We start from the raw sequence: 18,265 nt of genomic DNA, 5'->3' as shown, positions 1-18,265 counted from the left end.
TCTGCCGATGCAGCTGGTTGTCAGCTTCATGTCTGATTACGAGCTTCATATGACCTGTCTCCTCTCCGTTTATCCTACGTTTCTAACAGTATACGCCCATAATAGAAAAAGAGCCAAGAAAGACCGCTCACATCGTTATCCTTAATCCCCAGAAAACAGCAGTACCCATTCTTTATGCTGCCATTCTCAGTTGGATAAACGTAAAAAAAAGGGCCCGCATCAGGCGGACTCTTGAACATTATGTATGGAGGAGGAAGAGGGATTCGAACCCCCGCGGGCTTTGACACCCCTGTCGGTTTTCAAGACCGATCCCTTCAGCCAGACTTGGGTATTCCTCCGAAATATGATGGTGGACCCTGCAGGACTCGAACCTGCGACCGGACGGTTATGAGCCGTCAGCTCTAACCAACTGAGCTAAGGGTCCAGCAAATCTATGTATTGGTAGCGGCGGAGGGGATCGAACCCCCGACCTCACGGGTATGAACCGTACGCTCTAGCCAGCTGAGCTACACCGCCATTTGAACAAAGACAAGATATATCTTAGCATGAGAAAAATCATATCGTCAACCGATTTTTTACAAAACGTTTAAGTTCCAGTAATAAGCAGCGCCGTCCCTCGGGACGGCACCGGCTCTTTTTCTTCCATTAATTCTCTTCCTCTGCCACTGCTTCTGCAATGTTCACTGCATGGTCACCGATCCGTTCCAGGTTACTGATCATATCGACGAATACAATTCCTGCAGAACCGTCACAAAGGCCTTCATTCAAACGCATGATGTGTTTTTTGCGAAGCTGACGCTCCATTTTATCAATTTGATCTTCTTTTAAAATAGCAGATCTTGCGACGAGAATATCATCGTTTTCCAGCGCCGCAAAGGACTCTTTTAACGTATCAATCGTTAATTCAAACATTTCCTTCAAGTCATCCATAGCAGCTGAGGATAGCTTTACTTTATTCGTAATCTGATACTCTTTGAGCTCGACCAGGTTTTCCATATGATCCCCGACACGTTCAATATCACGGACCGTATCCATGAGCATGGAATGGTATCTGGAGTCGGCTGCCGTCAGTGAATTCGTCGAGATTCTTGTTAAATAGTCCGTAATCTTGCGGTCAAGGTTATTAATCGCATCTTCAAACTGATACGTAAGCTCAGCATGCCGCTTTTGATTGGTCATGACAAATGAGGAAGCTTCTTGCAGCCCCTGTGCAGACAGTTCACTCATACGCAATGTCTCCTTTTTTGCCTGACCGAGTGCAATGGAAGAAGACTGCGAAATAATGCTCGGGTCCAAATGCTGTGCTTTATATTCAATAACCGTTTCGTTGCCTGGAATCAGCTTTGTCACAATCAGGGCAAGCACCGCTACAAACGGCAGCTGAATCAGTACGTTAGATACGTTAAAGATACCGTGCGCAAATGCAATTGTCATCTCTGGGTTTAAAACCAGAGCCTCCTGAAGGTAAGCAACAAGATTTGTAAACGGTACGAGCAAAATCATAACAATTACCGTGCCGACGACGTTAAAAATAACGTGTGTGAGCGCGGCGCGCTTAGCAGCGATAGAAGCTCCGAGTGCTGCAAGAACTGCTGTGATTGTTGTTCCGATATTATCACCGAACAACACTGGAAGTGCGGCATTCAAATCCATTGCATCCTGGGCAAACAGCTGCTGCAGCAGCCCAATAGCGGCTGAAGAGCTTTGTACACTGACGGTAAAGATTGTCCCGATCAGCACGCCAAGGAACGGATTATCACTCATGCTGACCGTTAAATCAGCAAAAGCCTGGAGTTCACGAAGGGGCCGCAGTCCATCCCCCATCAGATTCAAGCCGTAAAACAGAGCCCCGAATCCGAAAAATACCTGGCCGAAATTGTTCGCTTTTTTATTTTTAAAGAAAAATATTAAAAATGTTCCAACAGCCATTATCGGAAGTGCGTATTCCGATATGTTAAGACCGATGATAAATGCCGTGATCGTCGTTCCGATATTGGCACCCATAATGACTCCTATTGACTGCCTCAGCGTCATAAATCCTGCGTTAACAAGCCCGATCGCCAAGACCGTCGTGCCTGTGCTCGTTTGAAGCAGGGCGGTAACAATAATACCGGCAAGCACACCCATAACAGGATTGCTGGTAAACTTATCCAATATATCACGGAGCTTATCGCCTGCAACTTTCTGAAGACCGTCCCCCATATATTTAATTCCAAATAAGAAGATCGCCAGACCCCCGAAAAACATAAACAGTAATTCCCGCAGTTCCAGTTCCAACAACAACATCCCCCTGATTTTCAGTCATTAATCAATTCTGAACCGTTCTACATGCTACGCACTAATTGTTAATTATACGTTAACGTTTTGTAAAGATTTTATTAAGTTTATAAACAAGCTCATCTATATCATTAATGCTGCGTTTTTTAAGTCTCTCGACGATTAACTGGTGTTGATAAACCAGACCGCGGCTTTTTTTCTTCGTTTGCCGCGAAAACATCCTGTTATTATCCCTTCCTTGCGGCGTGAAGAATGTGCACGCGTTCTTTCCTCAAACGTCCGCCCTGCCCTCGATTTGATTAATAGAAAAACACGGGAATGAGACGATCCCGCTTTTTTCTTTGTAAAACCGGCAGAAGCCTGTTCAGGTGCAAGCTGAGAAGATTCCTCAGCACAGCCGCGGAGCTCATTTACAATCATGACGTTCGCTCTTACATTCATGCTGGTTATGTAGAGATTTCATTAAAGGACGTTTGTTGTAATTACACGCAACGAATTGTAAAATGTATAAGCATGGAAAAAAGCAGGGGGGGACAGCAACATGAATATATTCCAACAGCTGATAAAAAGTACATATTCACCGGAAACGATCGCTAAATTTCGCATGGCTAAAATCGGAAGAACCATTCTTTACGTCTTTTTGCTTATGCTTATTGCATCATTGCCGGCTTTTATCGGTTTGTCCATTACAATCAGCAGCTTATTTCAAGCTGGAAACGATTATTTAGATGAAATCCCGGACTTTGATATTGAGAACGGTGTCTTGCAGTCTGACTTAGATGAGCCGTACATCAATGATGAGAATGATATGACACTCGTGTTTGACTCCACAGGAGAACTTGGAGCTGAAGACGCTGATCAGTACGGAAACGTTGTCGCTTTGCTCGAACGGGAGTTGGTTTTTTCTGCTGGAGGCCAAGCTGACCGATTCACATACCAGGAAATCGGACTGGATTTATCCAAGCAGGAAATTGAAGGGTTCTTTACCACGCTTGATGACGTTTCACTGCTGATCATATCTATTGTGCTAGCAGGCTTTTATCTATTCAATACCGCCTTAAAATTCATAGGAATTTTCGCATTATCCGCTGTCGCTCTTTTATTAAAACGAAATAAAGCAGATCAACTCCGCTATCGTCACTGCTGGGTGCTGGCTGCCTACACCGTGACATTGCCGACTTTGCTGCTGGCACTGCTGGAATTGATTGGATTCCCGCTGCCATTCCCAATTTCCTTTATTGTCTATTGGGCGATTGCCATCATCATGCTGTATAACGTATTCAAATACGTTCCAAGTCCTAAAAAAGCACCTGAATAATCGCCGGCTTCAGCGAAAAATGCGTTATAACGAATTATTTTCCTTATTTCGACGGTTATTAGTTTTCCGTTCGGGATGAATGAGGTATATTATAAAGTACAGGATGAGCAATAATGGAGGTGACCAGATGTGATTGGAGCACGTGTAAGACAGCATCGCACTGCCCGGGGATTTACGATGAGTGAACTTGCGGAGCGTGCAGGAGTAGCAAAATCGTATTTAAGTGCGATCGAACGGGATATTCAGACCAATCCTTCCATTCAATTTTTGGAAAAGATTGCAGCTGTCCTAGATATTGATATGAACGTCCTCTTAAAAGACCCTGCAGATTCGACCGCAGAAGAGACTGCTGCTTTGGATGATGAGTGGCAGAGCTTAATCGCAGAAGCGATGCATTCGGGCGTTTCTAAGGAAGAATTTCGTGATTTTCTGGAATACAACAAATGGAAAATGAAACAAAAATAGCTGCCGCTTATCTCGGCAGCTTTTTTCTTGAACGATCGTTCTTTATTTCGTACATTTTTGAGCAAATCGCTGGACGCCTTAAATATTGTGCGATATAATGAACTTATTCGTCACAGGAAGGTGGGTTTACGATGAGCATTGGCGACTTGATTCGGCACGAGCGCAAGCGTAAAGGCTGGACTCTTTCCCAGCTGTCACGCAGGACTGGCGTCTCCAAATCATATTTGAGTTATCTGGAGCGAAATCAAAAGAAAAATCCTTCTATTACTATTGTTAAACGGCTTTTCGTCGTTTTAGATATTCCTCTCGATAAAATTATGGATGAGGATGAACAGAAAGCCGACCACTCTTGACCGGTCTCCATCCGGGAAGGTTTCAGTTTACATGCTGAGGCCTTTTTTTCTTATGTCAAAAATGAAGCTACAAAGAACCGGGGCAGCAGTTGGAAGATCATAAAAAACCGTCCTGCACCTATGGCGCAGAACGGTTTTGTTACGAGCTTTCTGACGTGGACTCTTGTTTCTCGCCAGTCTCTGATACAGGGGTAATGAGGATGCGGGTTCCATCTGCTGAAAGGACCTTCACCCGTGTCCCCTCTTTCACCCAGACATTGTCAGACGTAGCACTGTAGTACTTACTGTCGATCTCAACCGTTCCAGTAGGTCTGAACGGCGTTTTAGCAGTTCCTTCTTTTCCAACGAGCTCTTTGTAGGAATCATTCATGGAGTTGTAGCCATCCTCGCTGGACAAACTGTCTTTTAACATCATTTTGTCCCACATGTTTCTGGCAGGAAAAACTTTTGTAAACAAATATGATGTTGGTGCTGCAAATAAGAATGCCATTGCTACGAGAATACCATACGTTAAATCTGGAGCTGGGAGGGCCAGTCCAAAAACCATCAGCAGTACGCCGACCCCGGCAATCGTTCCATCGGTCGTTACTTTTCCGTCGAAAATAATGAGAGCAAGGCCTGCCGCATAGAGAAGAATCACCCACATGCCGTCCGTCCCATCGAGGTGATACGTGAAGTAAAGCGACATGATTACAATTCCAATGACAGCAAACAGTCCCCGGGCTCTCACCATCACTTCACCAAATAAAAAGAGTGTGGCAAGAAAAACAACGAAAAACCCTATAACCGCCATATCAAGAAATTCCATATTGTGTCACTCCTTTAAGCGTTTCCGCTTTCATAATCTATTCTACCAGATTAGCATGTCTCTTATCACGTACGAGTAACTGGCTGAAAAAGTTTCATTTTCCTGCTATCATTTTAGCACGGTTGAGCAGATATATTCGAAGATCACGTTTGAGCAGTGACAGGAACAACGCTTTAAGAGCGGTCATGTTTCGTCGCCTTGGATAAACACCAGCAATAACCAGTATCCGCGATGGAGCCGGCTTTTATAAAAAGGAAAGAGTAACGCTCGTTTCTTTCAGACTGTGAAACGATAATAAGCCTGCTTATTAACAAATATCGCTACTAAAAAAAGACCGGATCGCTGTCCGGTCTTCTCTTCTTATTTTTGTGATGATTCTTCAGATCGGGATTGGAACCAGCTTGTCACTGTATCGAGCAGCCGGTTGAAAAAATCGAGAATCGATTGAATTATAGACTGCCCTTCATCACTGTCGACGAAATCCCCTATATTAGTGCGGATGCTGTCAATTTGGGTGCGCACTTGATTCCAGTCAATATTTAATCCGCGAATCCGGTCAAACAAGGATACAAGGCCATCAAGCTCATCATCAGTCAGGTTCATTCCCAGTTCCTCTGCAATACGCTGAATCAGGGCACGAAGATCCTCTTCTGATTCGACATCCTCTTCAGCAAGCGCTTCTTTAATGCGGGCCATTAGCTCAGTCGCGTCCTCTACCCCGTATTCTTCACCCAGCTCTGCTGTTTTAACAAGTTCTTCATTCGCTGCCTGCTTCTGTTCTTCAGGAATATCCTCATCTGTTGATTCCTCATACGCCTTAATTAATCCGGTCAAGGCTCCAGTACCTGATACATCGAATGGAGCTGTTACATAAATATCAGCATCTTCTACACCGGCTGTGATTAATGCGTTGGCGTACATCCCTTCAGATACCCACGTTATTCGATTCGTTTCCACGTCAATTCCTGAGCCGGGCTCGCCCATCGTAATTTTCGACGAGGACAGTGCTCTCGTCCCAATCACAGATGCGTCAATATAATCTCCTAAGTACTGATGCTCTTCATCGTTCGACACAGTGACGATATCAACGTTCCCTTCTTCCACGTTCATCTCCTGGAGCAGTTCCTCGCGCTGCTGCGGATTCAGATCTTCCCCAAGTGTCACGATTTCCGCACCGGTAACGGCATCGGCTGATACGACGGATGTCAATCCGAACCAAATTGCAAAGCTTGCTGCTGCTGTTTTCCACAAATACTTCATCTATGACCCCTCATTTCTTTTCGTTTTTCACGTTCCACTTTAGTAGACGCTGCTTCTTGAAGAAAGTTTCACACTCTCCTTTTACATGTGCAAGGTTACCTTTATTCTTTCTTAACGAAACTTTAAGAATACGCGTCTTTATAAAATCTTTACAGAGCCCGGGACGGGAACGCTTGTAGTTTCTCTGGGGCGTTGTTACAATGTAGTGTGAATCAGACGTTTATTCGTTCGATATTGAAGAAGGAGCGATGTTTAACATGACGCAGATCACCCATAGAAAAAATACACGCCCGGTAAAAGTAGGACCGCTGACGATCGGCGGACGGGATGAAGTTATTATGCAAAGTATGACGATGACTAAAACACACGATGTAGAAGCTACTGTAGCGGAAATTCTGCGCCTGGAAGAAGCAGGCTGCCAGCTGGTACGGGTTGCTTGTCCGAATATGGAAGATGCAGAAGCGATTCCTGAAATTAAAAAGCGCATTAACATCCCTCTATGTGTTGATATACACTTCGACTATAAGATGGCGCTTAAGGCAATTGAAGGCGGAGCTGATAAAATCCGCATCAATCCAGGCAACATTGGCCGGCGCGAGAAAGTAGAAGCTGTTGTAAATGCCGCAAAAGAAAAAGGAATTCCTATCCGGATCGGTGTTAACGCAGGTTCACTCGAGAAGCGGATTCTTGATAAATACGGTTATCCAACAGCGGATGGAATGGTCGAAAGTGCGCTGCACCATATCAAGATTCTTGAGGATCTCGATTTCCACGACATTATCGTCTCCATGAAAGCTTCTGACGTTCACCTTGCTATTGAAGCATATGAAAAAGCGGCACAGGCATTTGATTACCCGCTTCATTTAGGTATTACGGAGTCCGGTACGCTTTTCGCAGGAACGATTAAAAGTTCGGCTGGTCTCGGTGTGCTGCTTCATAAAGGAATCGGCAATACGATGCGAATTTCTCTGTCCGCAGATCCAGTCGAAGAAATCAAAGTACAAAAAGAGCTTTTAAAGAGCTTTGGACTGGCTGCTAACGCAGCAACTCTCGTTTCATGCCCGACCTGCGGCAGAATCGAGATTGATTTAATCAGTATCGCGAATGAAGTCGAAGAGTACCTTCAAAACATTCACGCGCCGATTAAAGTATCCGTACTCGGCTGTGCCGTTAACGGTCCGGGAGAAGCAAAGGAAGCAGATATTGGCATCGCCGGGGCACGAGGAGAAGGTCTCCTGTTTATGAAAGGTAAAACGATTCGAAAAGTTCCGGAAGAAACCATGGTGGAAGAACTGAAGAAGGAAATTGATAAGCTCGCTGAGGAGCATTATGAGAAGCAGCGGCTTGAACAGGAACAGAACGCATAATCTATCGAACACGCAAGTCCGGACCGGGCGTAATGCCTGGTCCGGACTTTTCTTGTCAGATGAGCTGATGACAGCCTTCTTAGGTATTGATTTTAGCAGACGAGACGTGCACAATAGACACTAGTAATGAAAAGCTTCGTGCAGAAAGGGCGATCTCATTGGCTCACTATCGGTTTGGAATTGACATCGACGGAACTGTCACTCACCCGGGAACATTCCTTCCCCACCTGAATAAACATTTTAATAAAAACCTGACGCTGGATGATTTAACAGAGTATGATTTAACAGGCGTGCTGGGCGTAACAGAGGCAGAGTTCTGGAAATGGATGCAAAAGCATGAATCAACGCTTTACCGCCAGTCCGTGCTTGCCGACCAAGCGCTGGAAACGTTAAACAACTGGAACCGGCAGGTTGAGCTTTTTTACATCAGCGCTCGTCCTGATTATTTATACCATGTAACAGAAGAATGGTTTGAACGGCTTAACGTGCCCTATGATCATATTGAACTTCTAGGACAGCACGATAAAATCGAAGCGGTTCGGGAGCATCAGGTCGACACTTTTTTTGAGGATAAACACGATAATGCTGTTAATATCGCAGAAGAGTTTGGCATTCCCGTTATTTTAATGGATACCCCCTACAATCAAAAAGCGATTCCTGATAACGTTCATCGGGCAAAAGATTGGACGCACGCGCGAAGCATCGTCAACGGCCTGTTTACGTCAAGCGTCAGCCGCTGAGTGCAGCATGCTTCCTTCACTAAAACGGAGCCAAAGATCGTATGACGATCTTTGGCTCCGTTTCGTATTGAATCTATCCGACCGCTGTATCCTTTTTGGCACTGCACTGTTCACAATAGCCGTAAATTTCAAATTTGTGTCCCGTTACCTGGAAGCCTGGAGCACCAGGGGTATCGTTCATTGGACAGTGGTGTATATGCTTTGTCTTTCCGCAGTCGAGACATATGACGTGGTGGTGGTGATGATCGGTGGAACAGCTGAATCGAAACCGCTTCTCCCCTTCAAGCTCCGTTGCTTCTAAAATGTTGAGCTCAGTAAACAGAGACAAATTTCTGTAGATCGTATCAAAGCTCATTCCTTCGTACGTTTCCTGCATATGGTCCAATACATCTTTTGCAGCCAAATACCTGCTTTCATCTGAAAACAGCTGAAGCATATCTTTTCGTTTGTCCGTGTATTTATAGCCGTTTTCCTTCAATTTATCCATTGCTTCCTGTACATTCATGCGGCATGCTCCTTTCGCTCTGAACGATTCCAGAGATTTTGCAGCTTCTTTACGAAAAATGCTGCTGCCAACAGGAGAACCCCTATTACGACGATGGCTCCTCCTGTAGCAATATTCAAATAGTACGAAGCGGTAATGCCACCAATTACAGCTGCCTCTCCAAATAGGATACCAAGAATAAGAACTTGACGAAAGCTTTTTGCAAAAAGGATAGCTGCTGCAGTAGGAAGTGCAATTAATGCCCCGACCAAAAGAATTCCGACTACCTTCATGGACATCGAAATAACGAGGGCGGTTAACACAGAGAAAAGAAAGTTTATTTTTTTTACGCTAATGCCCGAGCTGGAAGCAAATTCAGGATCAAACGATATCGAGACAAGCTCTTTATAAAACAAAAGAATGACGAGCAGCGCTAAAGCACCTGTCAGGAAGATAAAGCCAAGATCTCCTGTCGTGACCGTTATGATGCTGCCAAATAAGTAGGCATACCACTCTGTATAGCCGGTATCTGCGAGACTGATGAGCAGAGCGCTTACTCCCACTCCGCCGGACAAAATAATCGGGATCGCCAGCTCTTCAAAATGACGATATACCTGCCGCAGCTTTTCGATTAACAGTGAACCTCCAAGTGAGAACAAAAACCCCGAATAGAGAGGGTTAAACCACGGAGCGACTTGTGTTACCAGCACTCCTGCCGTGATCCCTGTCAGCGTAACGTGTGAAAGCCCTTCTGAAATGATGGTCATCCGCCTTACAAGCAAAAAGGCGCCGATAACTGGACTGATGAATCCGATCAGCAGCCCCGCTGCAATGCCACGTTCAAGAAAGGAAAGATTCAAGAAGATATCCATACCGGTTTCTCCTTTCGCGTCAGGAAGCGGTCAGCAACCAAGACCGCCGCAAGTATGAGCAGATTAATCACGACGATCATGCCTCCCGGAGCTGCATCCGCATAAAAGGCAGCTGTCATGCCAGCTACAACCGACAGTTCTCCAAACAGGACTGCATAGAAAAACAGCTGCTTAAATGATGCTGCAATTCGCATGGCTGCCGCTACCGGAAGCGTCATCAGCGCAGATACAAGCAGGATACCGACAATCTGCATCGATATCCCGATCACAACAGCCGTGATTACGATAAACATAAAGTGCAGCGGCCGCGCCGGAATGCCGGAGAGAACCGCTTGTTCTTCGTCAAAGCTGAGAAAAAACAGCTCTTTGTAAAATAGCAGCAGGAGCAGCGCCACCGCTGCGGTTAGGACAGCAACGACAGTGAAGTCATCTCTCGAAACTGCAGCGACACTCCCAAATAGATAGTTAAACAAATCTGTAGTAAAGCCATCTGCAAGAGAGATAAACACAACGCCTGTCCCAATGCCTGCTGATAAAATAACCGGAATAGCCAGTTCTTTATAATAAGCATAGGATTTTCTCAGCTGTTCAATCATTAAAGATCCCGCGACCGCAAAGCCCATACCGGTATAAACTGGATTAACAGCTGCAAAAGCCGGATAATAACGGGCCATGAGCATGCTGAATGCGATCCCCGTCAGCGTGATGTGAGACAGCGTATCTGCCAGCAGCGCCAGCCTTCTGACCACAATAAAAACGCCGACTAACGGCGCCAGAATGCCGATCATTAATGATGTGTAAAAAGAATACCGGAGAAAATCATATTGAAAGAACACATCGATCATTTCACTGCCTCCGTATGATCATGATCGTGATGATGATCATGGTGCCCGTGATCGTGATTGTGTTCAATGACCGAAACATCATGACCGTACATAGCCCGCATCATCTCATCTTTATTTGATATAAACTCACGTGTTGCACCGTGAAAATGCAGACATTTATTCAAACAGGCCACATCGGTAACATAGTCGCTCATGGCGCCGATATCATGCGTGACGAGCAGCAGTGTAATTCCTTTCTCCCGGTTCAGCTCTTTTAGCAGCTCGTAAAAGTTTTTAACTGAGTCTGCGTCAACCCCGACCGTCGGTTCATCAAGGATAAGAAGCTCCGGTTCGCTGACAAGCGCTCTCGCAATAAAAACTCGCTGCTGCTGGCCTCCAGAGAGCATGCCGATCTGTCTGCCGCTGTATTCCTCCATGCCCACGAGACGGAGTGCTTCCAGGACTCGCTTTTTATGCTTCTTTTTCATAAACCGGAATAACCCGATTTTTCCATACAGCCCCATCGATACCACTTCAAAAACCGTTGCCGGAAAACCACTGTTAAAGCTGCCTGCTTTTTGCGAAACGAAGCCAATCCGGTTCCAATCGCGAAATGTCTGTACCGGCGTGCCAAACAGCTTTATTGTTCCGTGATCAGCCTCAAGCAGTCCCAGCAGAAGCTTCATGAGCGTCGATTTACCGGACCCGTTAGGACCTACTAATCCCAAAAAACTCCCTGGTGCTACACGTAAATGTATATCTTCCAGTACAGGTCTGCTGCTGTAGCCGAATTGGACCCCTTGAAGTTCCAATACGGCTTCATCTTCAGTATTCATGATCATCAGCCTGCCCTTCATTTAGTAATAATTACGATTTATCTTCTGGTAGTATAACGCACAAATCAGGGTAAAGTAAACAAGTAGAGCTGACAGCAGCAGGCGGCACCCGCTATACTGGAGTAAAGAGCTTCCAGGCTAGTCCGCGTTCAACTTGAAGGAGGAGATACTATGAATAGTCAGCAGATCGGTATCATCGATATGGGATCCAACTCAGTGCGGTTCGTTATTTACGAAGTTGACAGATACGCCTGCTTTCGCGAAGTGCAAAATTTAAAAGTTACCGCGAGACTCAGTACATATATTGACGATGAAGGCTCCATGAACGAAGAAGGTATCCAGCTGATTTTGAATATTCTGGAACGCTTTGAAAAAGTGGCAGATAACTACTCACTCACCTCGATCAAGGGAGCTGCTACAGCAGCTGTCAGAAACGCTGCTAACCGCGATGAGATCATGGCCGCTGTAATGGAAGGGTCTTCCTTCCCCTTTGATGTACTCTCTGAAGAGGAAGAAGCTTACTACGGCTACCTCGCTGTCACGAATTCTACGGACATCGAAGAGGGCGTAACGATCGATATTGGCGGCGGAAGCACAGAAATCACCTATTTCAAAGACCGTGAGCTCCAACAGTCCATCAGCTTCCCTTTCGGGGCACTGACGTTGAAAAAGCAGTTTATCGAAAGTGATACACCTGACGAAAAAGAATGGAAAAAGCTAAAGCAGTTTTTGGCGAACTCGTATGAAACACTTGAATGGCTTGCTGACAAAGATGTTCCTGTTATCGGTATCGGCGGATCTGCTCGAAACCTTGCGCTCGTCCATCAGGAGATGATCGGCTACCCGCTTTCCGGTCTCCATCAATACCGCATGTCCAACGATGAAATGGAAGAGACGATTGACAGCCTCCTCGATATGTCGATGAAAAAACGGGAAAAGATCGATGGTTTATCCAAAGATCGGGCCGACATCATTCTTCCTGCAGCAGCAGCCATGCAGATGCTGATGAAGGTCACCGGCGGCGGTCCCTTTATCGTAAGTACAAAAGGTCTTCGGGACGGGATGTTCTTCGAAGAGATGCTTCGTTCAATTGAAGTAACGCACTTCCCCAACGTTAAAGAAGAAAGCTTTTACCAGCTGAGCAACCATTACCGGCTAAACAATGCTCATCAGAGGAGAATAACAATTTTATCCGCCTACCTTCTCAACGAACTGCAAAAGCGCGGTGCAATCGAGGTGAACCCGGAGCAGGCCAGACTTTTACGCTTAAGCGCTTCGATTTTTTATATAGGTGAAAAAATACATCCTGAATCGAAAAGCCAGCACACGTTTTACTTGCTTACAAATCAGTCCATTGATGGAATGACGCATCAGGAACGGCTTGCCGTAGCATTTACTTCTTCCTTTAAATCGAAATCTTATTTAAAGCAGTTCGCGAATCCCTTCCGGGAATGGATCAGCAAAGATGATTTAAAACTGTATGAGCTGCTCGGAGCAATCAACAAATTCAGTTACGCGTTAAATATCTCGGAACAAAGCTCAATAACAAAAGTGGAAGTGGTGAAAATGAACAAGTCATCTCTTACTCTGCAGGTATATTATCAAGGCGATATCTATTTTGAAGCAGAGCAGGCAAACAAATACAAAAAGCATTTGGAACGGCCGCTGAAGCGCAATATCGACCTCGTTTTTACTCAGGAGGACCCACCTGCTTCCTGACAGATCATGTGTCTGTTTCCATGCAGCTCGTAAATCTTTACAAGCACTTTACATTTATTTGATAGGCTTAATAAGAACGCGATCATGACAGGTAAAGGGTGAAGCATTGTATGGCAAAAAAACAAAAATCTTTTCATCAGCCGGAATATTACCTGAATCGGGAATTAAGCTGGCTTCGATTTAATGAACGAGTGCTTGAAGAAGCGCAGGATACGGCAAACCCGCTATTGGAGCAGCTTAAATTTCTTGCTATTTTCAGTTCCAATTTAGACGAGTTTTTCATGGTCCGGGTCGCCGGCTTGAAAGACCAGGTAACGGCCGGTTATAACCGGCCCGATAACAAAACGGCTCTGACACCAAAACAACAGCTTGAGCAAATTGCAGCGGTCAACCGACTGCTGACGGAAAGGCAGTATACTCATTTCAAAAAAACCATTCAGCCTAAGCTGTCAAAAGAGGGTATTGAAGAAAAACGAGCTCAGGATTTAAGTACCGACGAATACCGCAAACTGGAAAAGCATTTCAAAAATTATATTTTGCCTGTACTTACGCCGATGGCAATCGATGCATTTCGTCCTTTCCCGAAGCTGTCTAACAAAAGTCTTAATTTGGCGGTTGTGCTGGAATTCGGATCGGAGCGTAAACTAGCCATCGTTCAGGTGCCTGCTGTGCTGAACCGCACTGTCTTTATCAGGGACTCCTCTTACATCATGCTCGAAGATGTGATCAGTGAGTTTATCGGGATTTTGTTCAGCGGAAGCCGTGTGATCAGTGTCTCCCCTTTTCGAATTACCCGCAACGCCGATCTGACGATACATGAGGAAGGTGCCCGCGACCTGCTTAGGGAAATCGAAAAGGAACTGAAAAAGCGTAAATGGGGCGCTGCTGTCCGTTTTGAATATATGGAGAAGCGTATGGACAGCGACGTATTGTCTTTACTGATGAAAGTGCTTGAGCTTGAGGACCAGGATTTGTATCAGCTCGATGGGCCCCTTGATCTGACGTTTTTGTTTAAACTGTACAAAGAGCTGGAGCAGGAGCATGAACACCTCGTCTTCGAAACCGCTATCCCGCAACCGCCGGCGGATCTGCATAATGATAATGTGATGAATGTCCTGCAGGAACGGGACGTATTTCTGCATCATCCATACGAGTCGTTTCAGCCAGTGGTAGATCTTATGATGCAGGCCGCAGAAGACGAGAATGTGCTGGCAATCAAACAGACGCTTTACCGTGTCAGCGGAGACAGTCCCGTCATTGCAGCGCTGGCCCGTGCTGCAGAAGCCGGAAAGCAAGTTACCGTACTCGTCGAACTGAAGGCTCGTTTCGACGAAGAAAACAATATTCAGTGGGCTAAGCAGCTGGAGAAAGCAGGCTGTCATGTGATTTACGGCATCACCGGTTTAAAAACGCACAGCAAAATTACGCTGATCGTCCGGCACGAAGAGAATCGCATTCAGCGTTTTGTGCACCTTGGCACAGGCAACTATAATGATTCTACGGCAAAGCTGTATACCGATATGGGGATGCTGACAACGAAGGAATCATTTGGAATTGATGCGACAAACTTCTTTAATTACTTAAGCGGCTACAGCGCGAAACCGGAATGGATGGAAATTGCCACAGTCCCTTTTGAAATACGCGAAGCGTTTTTAAAGCAGATCGACTTAGAAATCAAATCCCATAAAGAACACGGTGATGGACAAATTATTGCTAAGATGAACTCTCTTACAGATAAGCCGCTGATTATGAAGCTGTATGAGGCGAGCTGTGCAGGTGTTCAGATTGATTTGATCATCCGCGGAATCTGCTGCTTAAAACCTGGCGTGAAAGGAGTCAGCGAAAACATTCGCGTGACAAGCATTCTCGGACGCTTTCTGGAACACAGCCGGGTATTTTACTACCGTCAGCATGGCGCAGACAAGATTTATTTGTCCTCTGCCGACTGGATGACACGCAACATGGAGAAGCGGATTGAGATTGTCTTTCCTGTCTATGACGACGACATGAAAGCCCGCATACTCGACGTGCTGCACATTTCTTTACAAGACAATCAGAAGGCGCGCCGAATGCACTCTGACGGTTCCTATCATTATGTGAAAAATGATCATCCTCCTGTTAACAGTCAGGTGCTCCTTCAGGAAATGGCTCAAGGTGAATCAGAGGACAGCTGACCACTGGCGTTCCGATTGTAAAAAAGGACCGGTCAGCCGCAGTATTGCGGCTGACCGGTGAGGTTGTTTAATCATCATGCTTGTTATTTATTCATTTCTGTACATGCTTGCTGCGCTTATCCAGCCTGCCGTGGGAACGGGAGGCGGATAAGGAGTACAATCGAACAACTAAACGTTCTACTTGCTCAACAATCCAATTGATCCTGCTGATTTACCTGGAAGCCGTACGCTCTGCTTCTTCCTGAATTTCTACTGCATACCAGCTTGCAGGATCTCCATTTTCCTCCACATAAGCTTCCATTCCACTCATTCCCCGATGGTAAGCGGTCAGTGCATAATCCCAGTCTCCGTATTTCTCATACAAATAATCGAGGTACGTGACTGAAAGCTGAATCGCATAGTGCGGATCAAACAAGAGTTCTCTCTCATACGGCAGTCCCGCTTTCTCCGCGATCCACGGCCCCGTATTTTCCATAAATTGAGCCAGGCCATAAGCATGGCCATATTTCGTTTCCGGCCCTACGAGATCAGGATCGAACGTATCACCTGTTTCCACCCGAAGCAGCTCGTACACGAGCAGTGGACTGATGTCATGCTTCTCTGCTTCAAGTGCAAGAAGCAGTCCCCAATCCTTTTGAAACTCTCCGTCGCTGTCTTCATACAAAAGCGCAGCTGTTTCTTCAGCTTCCTGCCAATTTACAGCACCTGATACTTCATACCTTTCAGGCAATTTATTGATTTCTTCCTCTAAAGAAAGAAAATGTTCGTCCAGTTCCGTTTTGCTTTCCCCTGCTTTACGGTCTGAACTCGTCAGCGTAGATACTTCCTGTTTCGATTCTATATATCCGCTTCCAAGTAAAAAAGTCGTTCCAATTAAAAATATAGTCGCAGCAAGCATTGTTAAAAAAGAGCGGTTCAATCTATGTTCCTCCTTCGTTTCGTCAACCATCATCTGGCACAATGCATCATGATAACGAAGGCAGGCACAAATTGCAAGCCATTGTGTTTATGAAGTCATTCCTGCTTCATTCCCGGTACCTGGGCGTCTAAGCAGCCGGACGAGATACCCTCTCTTTGGTGCAAAAAAGAACGCCAGGGCAAAGAAGCAGGAAGCTGCAAGCACAATTGATCCGCCGGAAGCTACGTCGTAGACGACCGAGGCGAAAAGGCCGATGACCGACGATAGAACACCGAACATAGCCGACAAGGCAATCATGACCGGGAAACGGTCAGTGAGCAAATACGCAGTAGCCCCGGGAGTGATCAGCATAGCTACAACCAGTATAATACCGACTGTTTGCAAGGAGGCAACCGTGACGAGTGATAACAGAAACATAAACATGTAGTGGATCCGCTTTACAGGAAATCCTGCTGCCCTCGCCATCGTTTCATCAAACGTGCTTAACAGCAGCGGTCTGTAAAAAATAACAATGCTGACCAGTACGACGGCTCCGATAGCAAGAGTTGTATAGAAATTAGCTGACGATACTGCGAGAACATTACCAAACAGATAGTGCATTAAATCAACAGAAGTGCCCCTCAATGATGTCATGACGACGATTCCGAGTGCGAACATGGCTGTAAATAAAATACCGATAGAGGCATCGTCTTTAATTCGGCTGTTTCTCGAAACGAAACCAATAGCGAGGGCCGTTGCTACCCCTGTAATAAATGCGCCGATAAACATGCTTGTCCCGAGCATGTATGAAAATACCACACCCGGCAGAACGGCATGGGAAATAGCATCTCCCATCAGGGCCATTCCCCTCAAAATGATAAAACATCCTGTTACACCGCAGATGATCCCTACAAGAATCGAGGTAAATAATGCATTCTGGAGGTACGGATATTGAGCAACCTGCTGAATAAACATGCTGATTTCATTGATCATGGTCCAACAACCACCATTTCTTTATCAGACTGCAGAACCGCAGCATGATCTCCATAAGCAGCTTTAATGGTCTCTGCCCGGAAGGATTCACGAACAGGTCCTGCTGCAATTAATCGTTCGTTAAGCAAAATCAGCTCATCGAAATATGTTTCTACTTTACTTAAATCGTGATGAACGACAAAGATCGTTTTTCCTTCATTTTTTAATTTTTTCAAGAGACTGACAATGATCTTTTCTGAATTCATATCGATGCCGACAAACGGTTCATCGAGGAAAAAGTAGTCTGCATTTTGAGCCAGCGCTCTCGCGATAAATACTCGCTGCTGCTGACCGCCGGACAGTTCTCCAATCTGTCTGCCGGCAAACTGCTCCATTCCGACCTGGGCAAGTGCTTCAAGCGCCTTTTTTTTATCTGACTGCGCGAGCCTCCGGTACCACGGTACATGAACGAAACGTCCCATTGTCACCACATCCTTGACAAGTACGGGAAAGTCCCAGTCAATATCTGATCGTTGAGGCACGTAGGCTATATTGCTGCGGTGTTTGTCCACCGCATCTCCGGAAAACTCTACGGTTCCACTGTATTTTTCCAGTCCCAGCATGGATTTCATTAATGTAGATTTGCCAGCTCCGTTTGGTCCGACGATTCCGATAATACGACCTGCGCCGATTTCAAACGAAATGTGATCCAGCGCCTGTTTTCCGTAATAATGAACGGAGAGGTCTTTTACTGAAATTGTGTTTTGCATTTGCAGCACCTCCTGTACGAGTCCCTAAAAGTTGCACTAAGGAAACTTTTTTATCATAACTCAATTATAAGGCAGAAGAGAGCTAGATGCAATCGATCTTTCCCGTTTGAATGCAGCAGTTAATCAGC

17 protein-coding genes and 3 tRNA genes are annotated in these 18,265 nt (G+C 45.6%); 7 read left to right on the top strand and 13 right to left on the bottom strand.

The window, feature by feature from the left end:
* Positions 1–245: 245 nt before the first annotated feature.
* The 4 genes from ACSZLD_RS10425 to ACSZLD_RS10410 all read right to left on the bottom strand — a co-directional run bounded on the left by ACSZLD_RS10425 (position 246) and on the right by ACSZLD_RS10410 (position 2,286).
* Positions 246–338: transfer RNA gene (locus tag ACSZLD_RS10425), tRNA-Ser, on the bottom strand.
* A 9-nt stretch (positions 339–347) separates the two neighbouring features.
* Positions 348–424: transfer RNA gene (locus ACSZLD_RS10420), tRNA-Ile, on the bottom strand.
* A 15-nt stretch (positions 425–439) separates the two neighbouring features.
* Positions 440–516: transfer RNA gene (locus ACSZLD_RS10415), tRNA-Met, on the bottom strand.
* A gap of 129 nt (positions 517–645) precedes the next feature.
* Complete coding sequence (locus tag ACSZLD_RS10410) at positions 646–2,286, bottom strand: Na/Pi cotransporter family protein (protein ID WP_444685122.1); 1,641 nt, start codon at positions 2,284–2,286, stop codon at positions 646–648.
* Positions 2,287–2,818: 532 nt separating this feature from the next.
* Here ACSZLD_RS10410 and ACSZLD_RS10405 point away from each other — a divergent pair.
* From ACSZLD_RS10405 to ACSZLD_RS10395, 3 genes are all read left to right on the top strand, one after another.
* On the top strand, positions 2,819–3,595 hold the full coding sequence (locus tag ACSZLD_RS10405) for a DUF1189 domain-containing protein (protein ID WP_377910709.1): 777 nt from the start codon (positions 2,819–2,821) through the stop codon (positions 3,593–3,595).
* Positions 3,596–3,724: 129 nt separating this feature from the next.
* Complete coding sequence (locus ACSZLD_RS10400) at positions 3,725–4,060, top strand: helix-turn-helix domain-containing protein (RefSeq protein WP_377910710.1); 336 nt, start codon at positions 3,725–3,727, stop codon at positions 4,058–4,060.
* Between the two features lie 131 nt (positions 4,061–4,191).
* Positions 4,192–4,413: a helix-turn-helix domain-containing protein gene (locus ACSZLD_RS10395; protein ID WP_377910711.1), complete on the top strand. Its 222-nt coding sequence runs from the start codon at positions 4,192–4,194 to the stop codon at positions 4,411–4,413.
* Positions 4,414–4,552: 139 nt separating this feature from the next.
* Here the strand turns inward: ACSZLD_RS10395 and ACSZLD_RS10390 are convergent, their stop codons facing one another.
* Both ACSZLD_RS10390 and ACSZLD_RS10385 read right to left on the bottom strand, forming a co-directional pair.
* The gene (locus tag ACSZLD_RS10390; RefSeq protein ID WP_377910712.1) at positions 4,553–5,221 is read right to left on the bottom strand and encodes an NfeD family protein; all 669 of its coding nucleotides are present in this window, start codon (positions 5,219–5,221) and stop codon (positions 4,553–4,555) included.
* 360 nt (positions 5,222–5,581) lie between these two features.
* Positions 5,582–6,481 (bottom strand): DUF1002 domain-containing protein, encoded by a 900-nt coding sequence (locus tag ACSZLD_RS10385; RefSeq protein WP_444685121.1) that lies wholly within the window; start codon positions 6,479–6,481, stop codon positions 5,582–5,584.
* A 257-nt stretch (positions 6,482–6,738) separates the two neighbouring features.
* Between ACSZLD_RS10385 and ispG the strand changes: the two genes are divergently transcribed.
* Positions 6,739–7,848, top strand: a complete 1,110-nt coding sequence (gene ispG / locus ACSZLD_RS10380) for a flavodoxin-dependent (E)-4-hydroxy-3-methylbut-2-enyl-diphosphate synthase (RefSeq protein WP_377910714.1) — start codon at positions 6,739–6,741, stop codon at positions 7,846–7,848.
* A 158-nt stretch (positions 7,849–8,006) separates the two neighbouring features.
* A complete protein-coding gene (locus tag ACSZLD_RS10375) occupies positions 8,007–8,588 on the top strand; it encodes a hypothetical protein (protein WP_444685120.1) in 582 nt (193 codons plus the stop codon).
* A gap of 73 nt (positions 8,589–8,661) precedes the next feature.
* Here ACSZLD_RS10375 and ACSZLD_RS10370 read toward each other — a convergent pair whose 3' ends face one another.
* The 4 genes from ACSZLD_RS10370 to ACSZLD_RS10355 are packed head-to-tail and all read right to left on the bottom strand — an operon-like array spanning position 8,662 to position 11,604.
* Positions 8,662–9,093, bottom strand: coding sequence for a Fur family transcriptional regulator (locus tag ACSZLD_RS10370; RefSeq protein WP_377910716.1), 432 nt, complete (start codon positions 9,091–9,093; stop codon positions 8,662–8,664).
* Positions 9,090–9,944 carry a metal ABC transporter permease gene (locus ACSZLD_RS10365; protein ID WP_444685119.1) on the bottom strand — a complete coding sequence of 285 codons (855 nt, stop codon included), beginning with the start codon at positions 9,942–9,944 and terminating at the stop codon, positions 9,090–9,092. The genes ACSZLD_RS10370 and ACSZLD_RS10365 overlap by 4 nt, the downstream gene beginning before the upstream one ends.
* Complete coding sequence (locus tag ACSZLD_RS10360; protein WP_377910718.1) at positions 9,929–10,789, bottom strand: metal ABC transporter permease; 861 nt, start codon at positions 10,787–10,789, stop codon at positions 9,929–9,931. The genes ACSZLD_RS10365 and ACSZLD_RS10360 overlap by 16 nt, the downstream gene beginning before the upstream one ends.
* Positions 10,786–11,604 (bottom strand): metal ABC transporter ATP-binding protein, encoded by an 819-nt coding sequence (locus ACSZLD_RS10355; RefSeq protein WP_444685118.1) that lies wholly within the window; start codon positions 11,602–11,604, stop codon positions 10,786–10,788. Before ACSZLD_RS10355 ends, ACSZLD_RS10360 begins: the two co-directional genes overlap by 4 nt.
* 171 nt (positions 11,605–11,775) lie before the next feature.
* Between ACSZLD_RS10355 and ACSZLD_RS10350 the strand changes: the two genes are divergently transcribed.
* Positions 11,776–13,323 (top strand): Ppx/GppA phosphatase family protein, encoded by a 1,548-nt coding sequence (locus ACSZLD_RS10350; RefSeq protein WP_444685117.1) that lies wholly within the window; start codon positions 11,776–11,778, stop codon positions 13,321–13,323.
* 110 nt (positions 13,324–13,433) lie between these two features.
* Positions 13,434–15,497, top strand: a complete 2,064-nt coding sequence (locus tag ACSZLD_RS10345) for an RNA degradosome polyphosphate kinase (RefSeq protein WP_444685116.1) — start codon at positions 13,434–13,436, stop codon at positions 15,495–15,497.
* Between the two features lie 211 nt (positions 15,498–15,708).
* Here the strand turns inward: ACSZLD_RS10345 and ACSZLD_RS10340 are convergent, their stop codons facing one another.
* The 3 genes from ACSZLD_RS10340 to ACSZLD_RS10330 all read right to left on the bottom strand — a co-directional run bounded on the left by ACSZLD_RS10340 (position 15,709) and on the right by ACSZLD_RS10330 (position 18,137).
* Positions 15,709–16,416 (bottom strand): lytic transglycosylase domain-containing protein, encoded by a 708-nt coding sequence (locus ACSZLD_RS10340; protein WP_444685115.1) that lies wholly within the window; start codon positions 16,414–16,416, stop codon positions 15,709–15,711.
* Between the two features lie 87 nt (positions 16,417–16,503).
* Complete coding sequence (locus ACSZLD_RS10335; RefSeq protein ID WP_377910726.1) at positions 16,504–17,388, bottom strand: metal ABC transporter permease; 885 nt, start codon at positions 17,386–17,388, stop codon at positions 16,504–16,506.
* Positions 17,385–18,137, bottom strand: coding sequence for a metal ABC transporter ATP-binding protein (locus ACSZLD_RS10330; protein ID WP_377910727.1), 753 nt, complete (start codon positions 18,135–18,137; stop codon positions 17,385–17,387). The genes ACSZLD_RS10335 and ACSZLD_RS10330 overlap by 4 nt, the downstream gene beginning before the upstream one ends.
* Positions 18,138–18,265: the final 128 nt, after the last annotated feature.

The sequence above is a fragment of the Alkalicoccus luteus genome, from assembly GCF_052061695.1.
Lineage (GTDB): Bacteria > Bacillota > Bacilli > Bacillales > Salisediminibacteriaceae > Alkalicoccus > Alkalicoccus luteus.
This window is presented reverse-complemented; position numbering and strand designations above follow the sequence as displayed.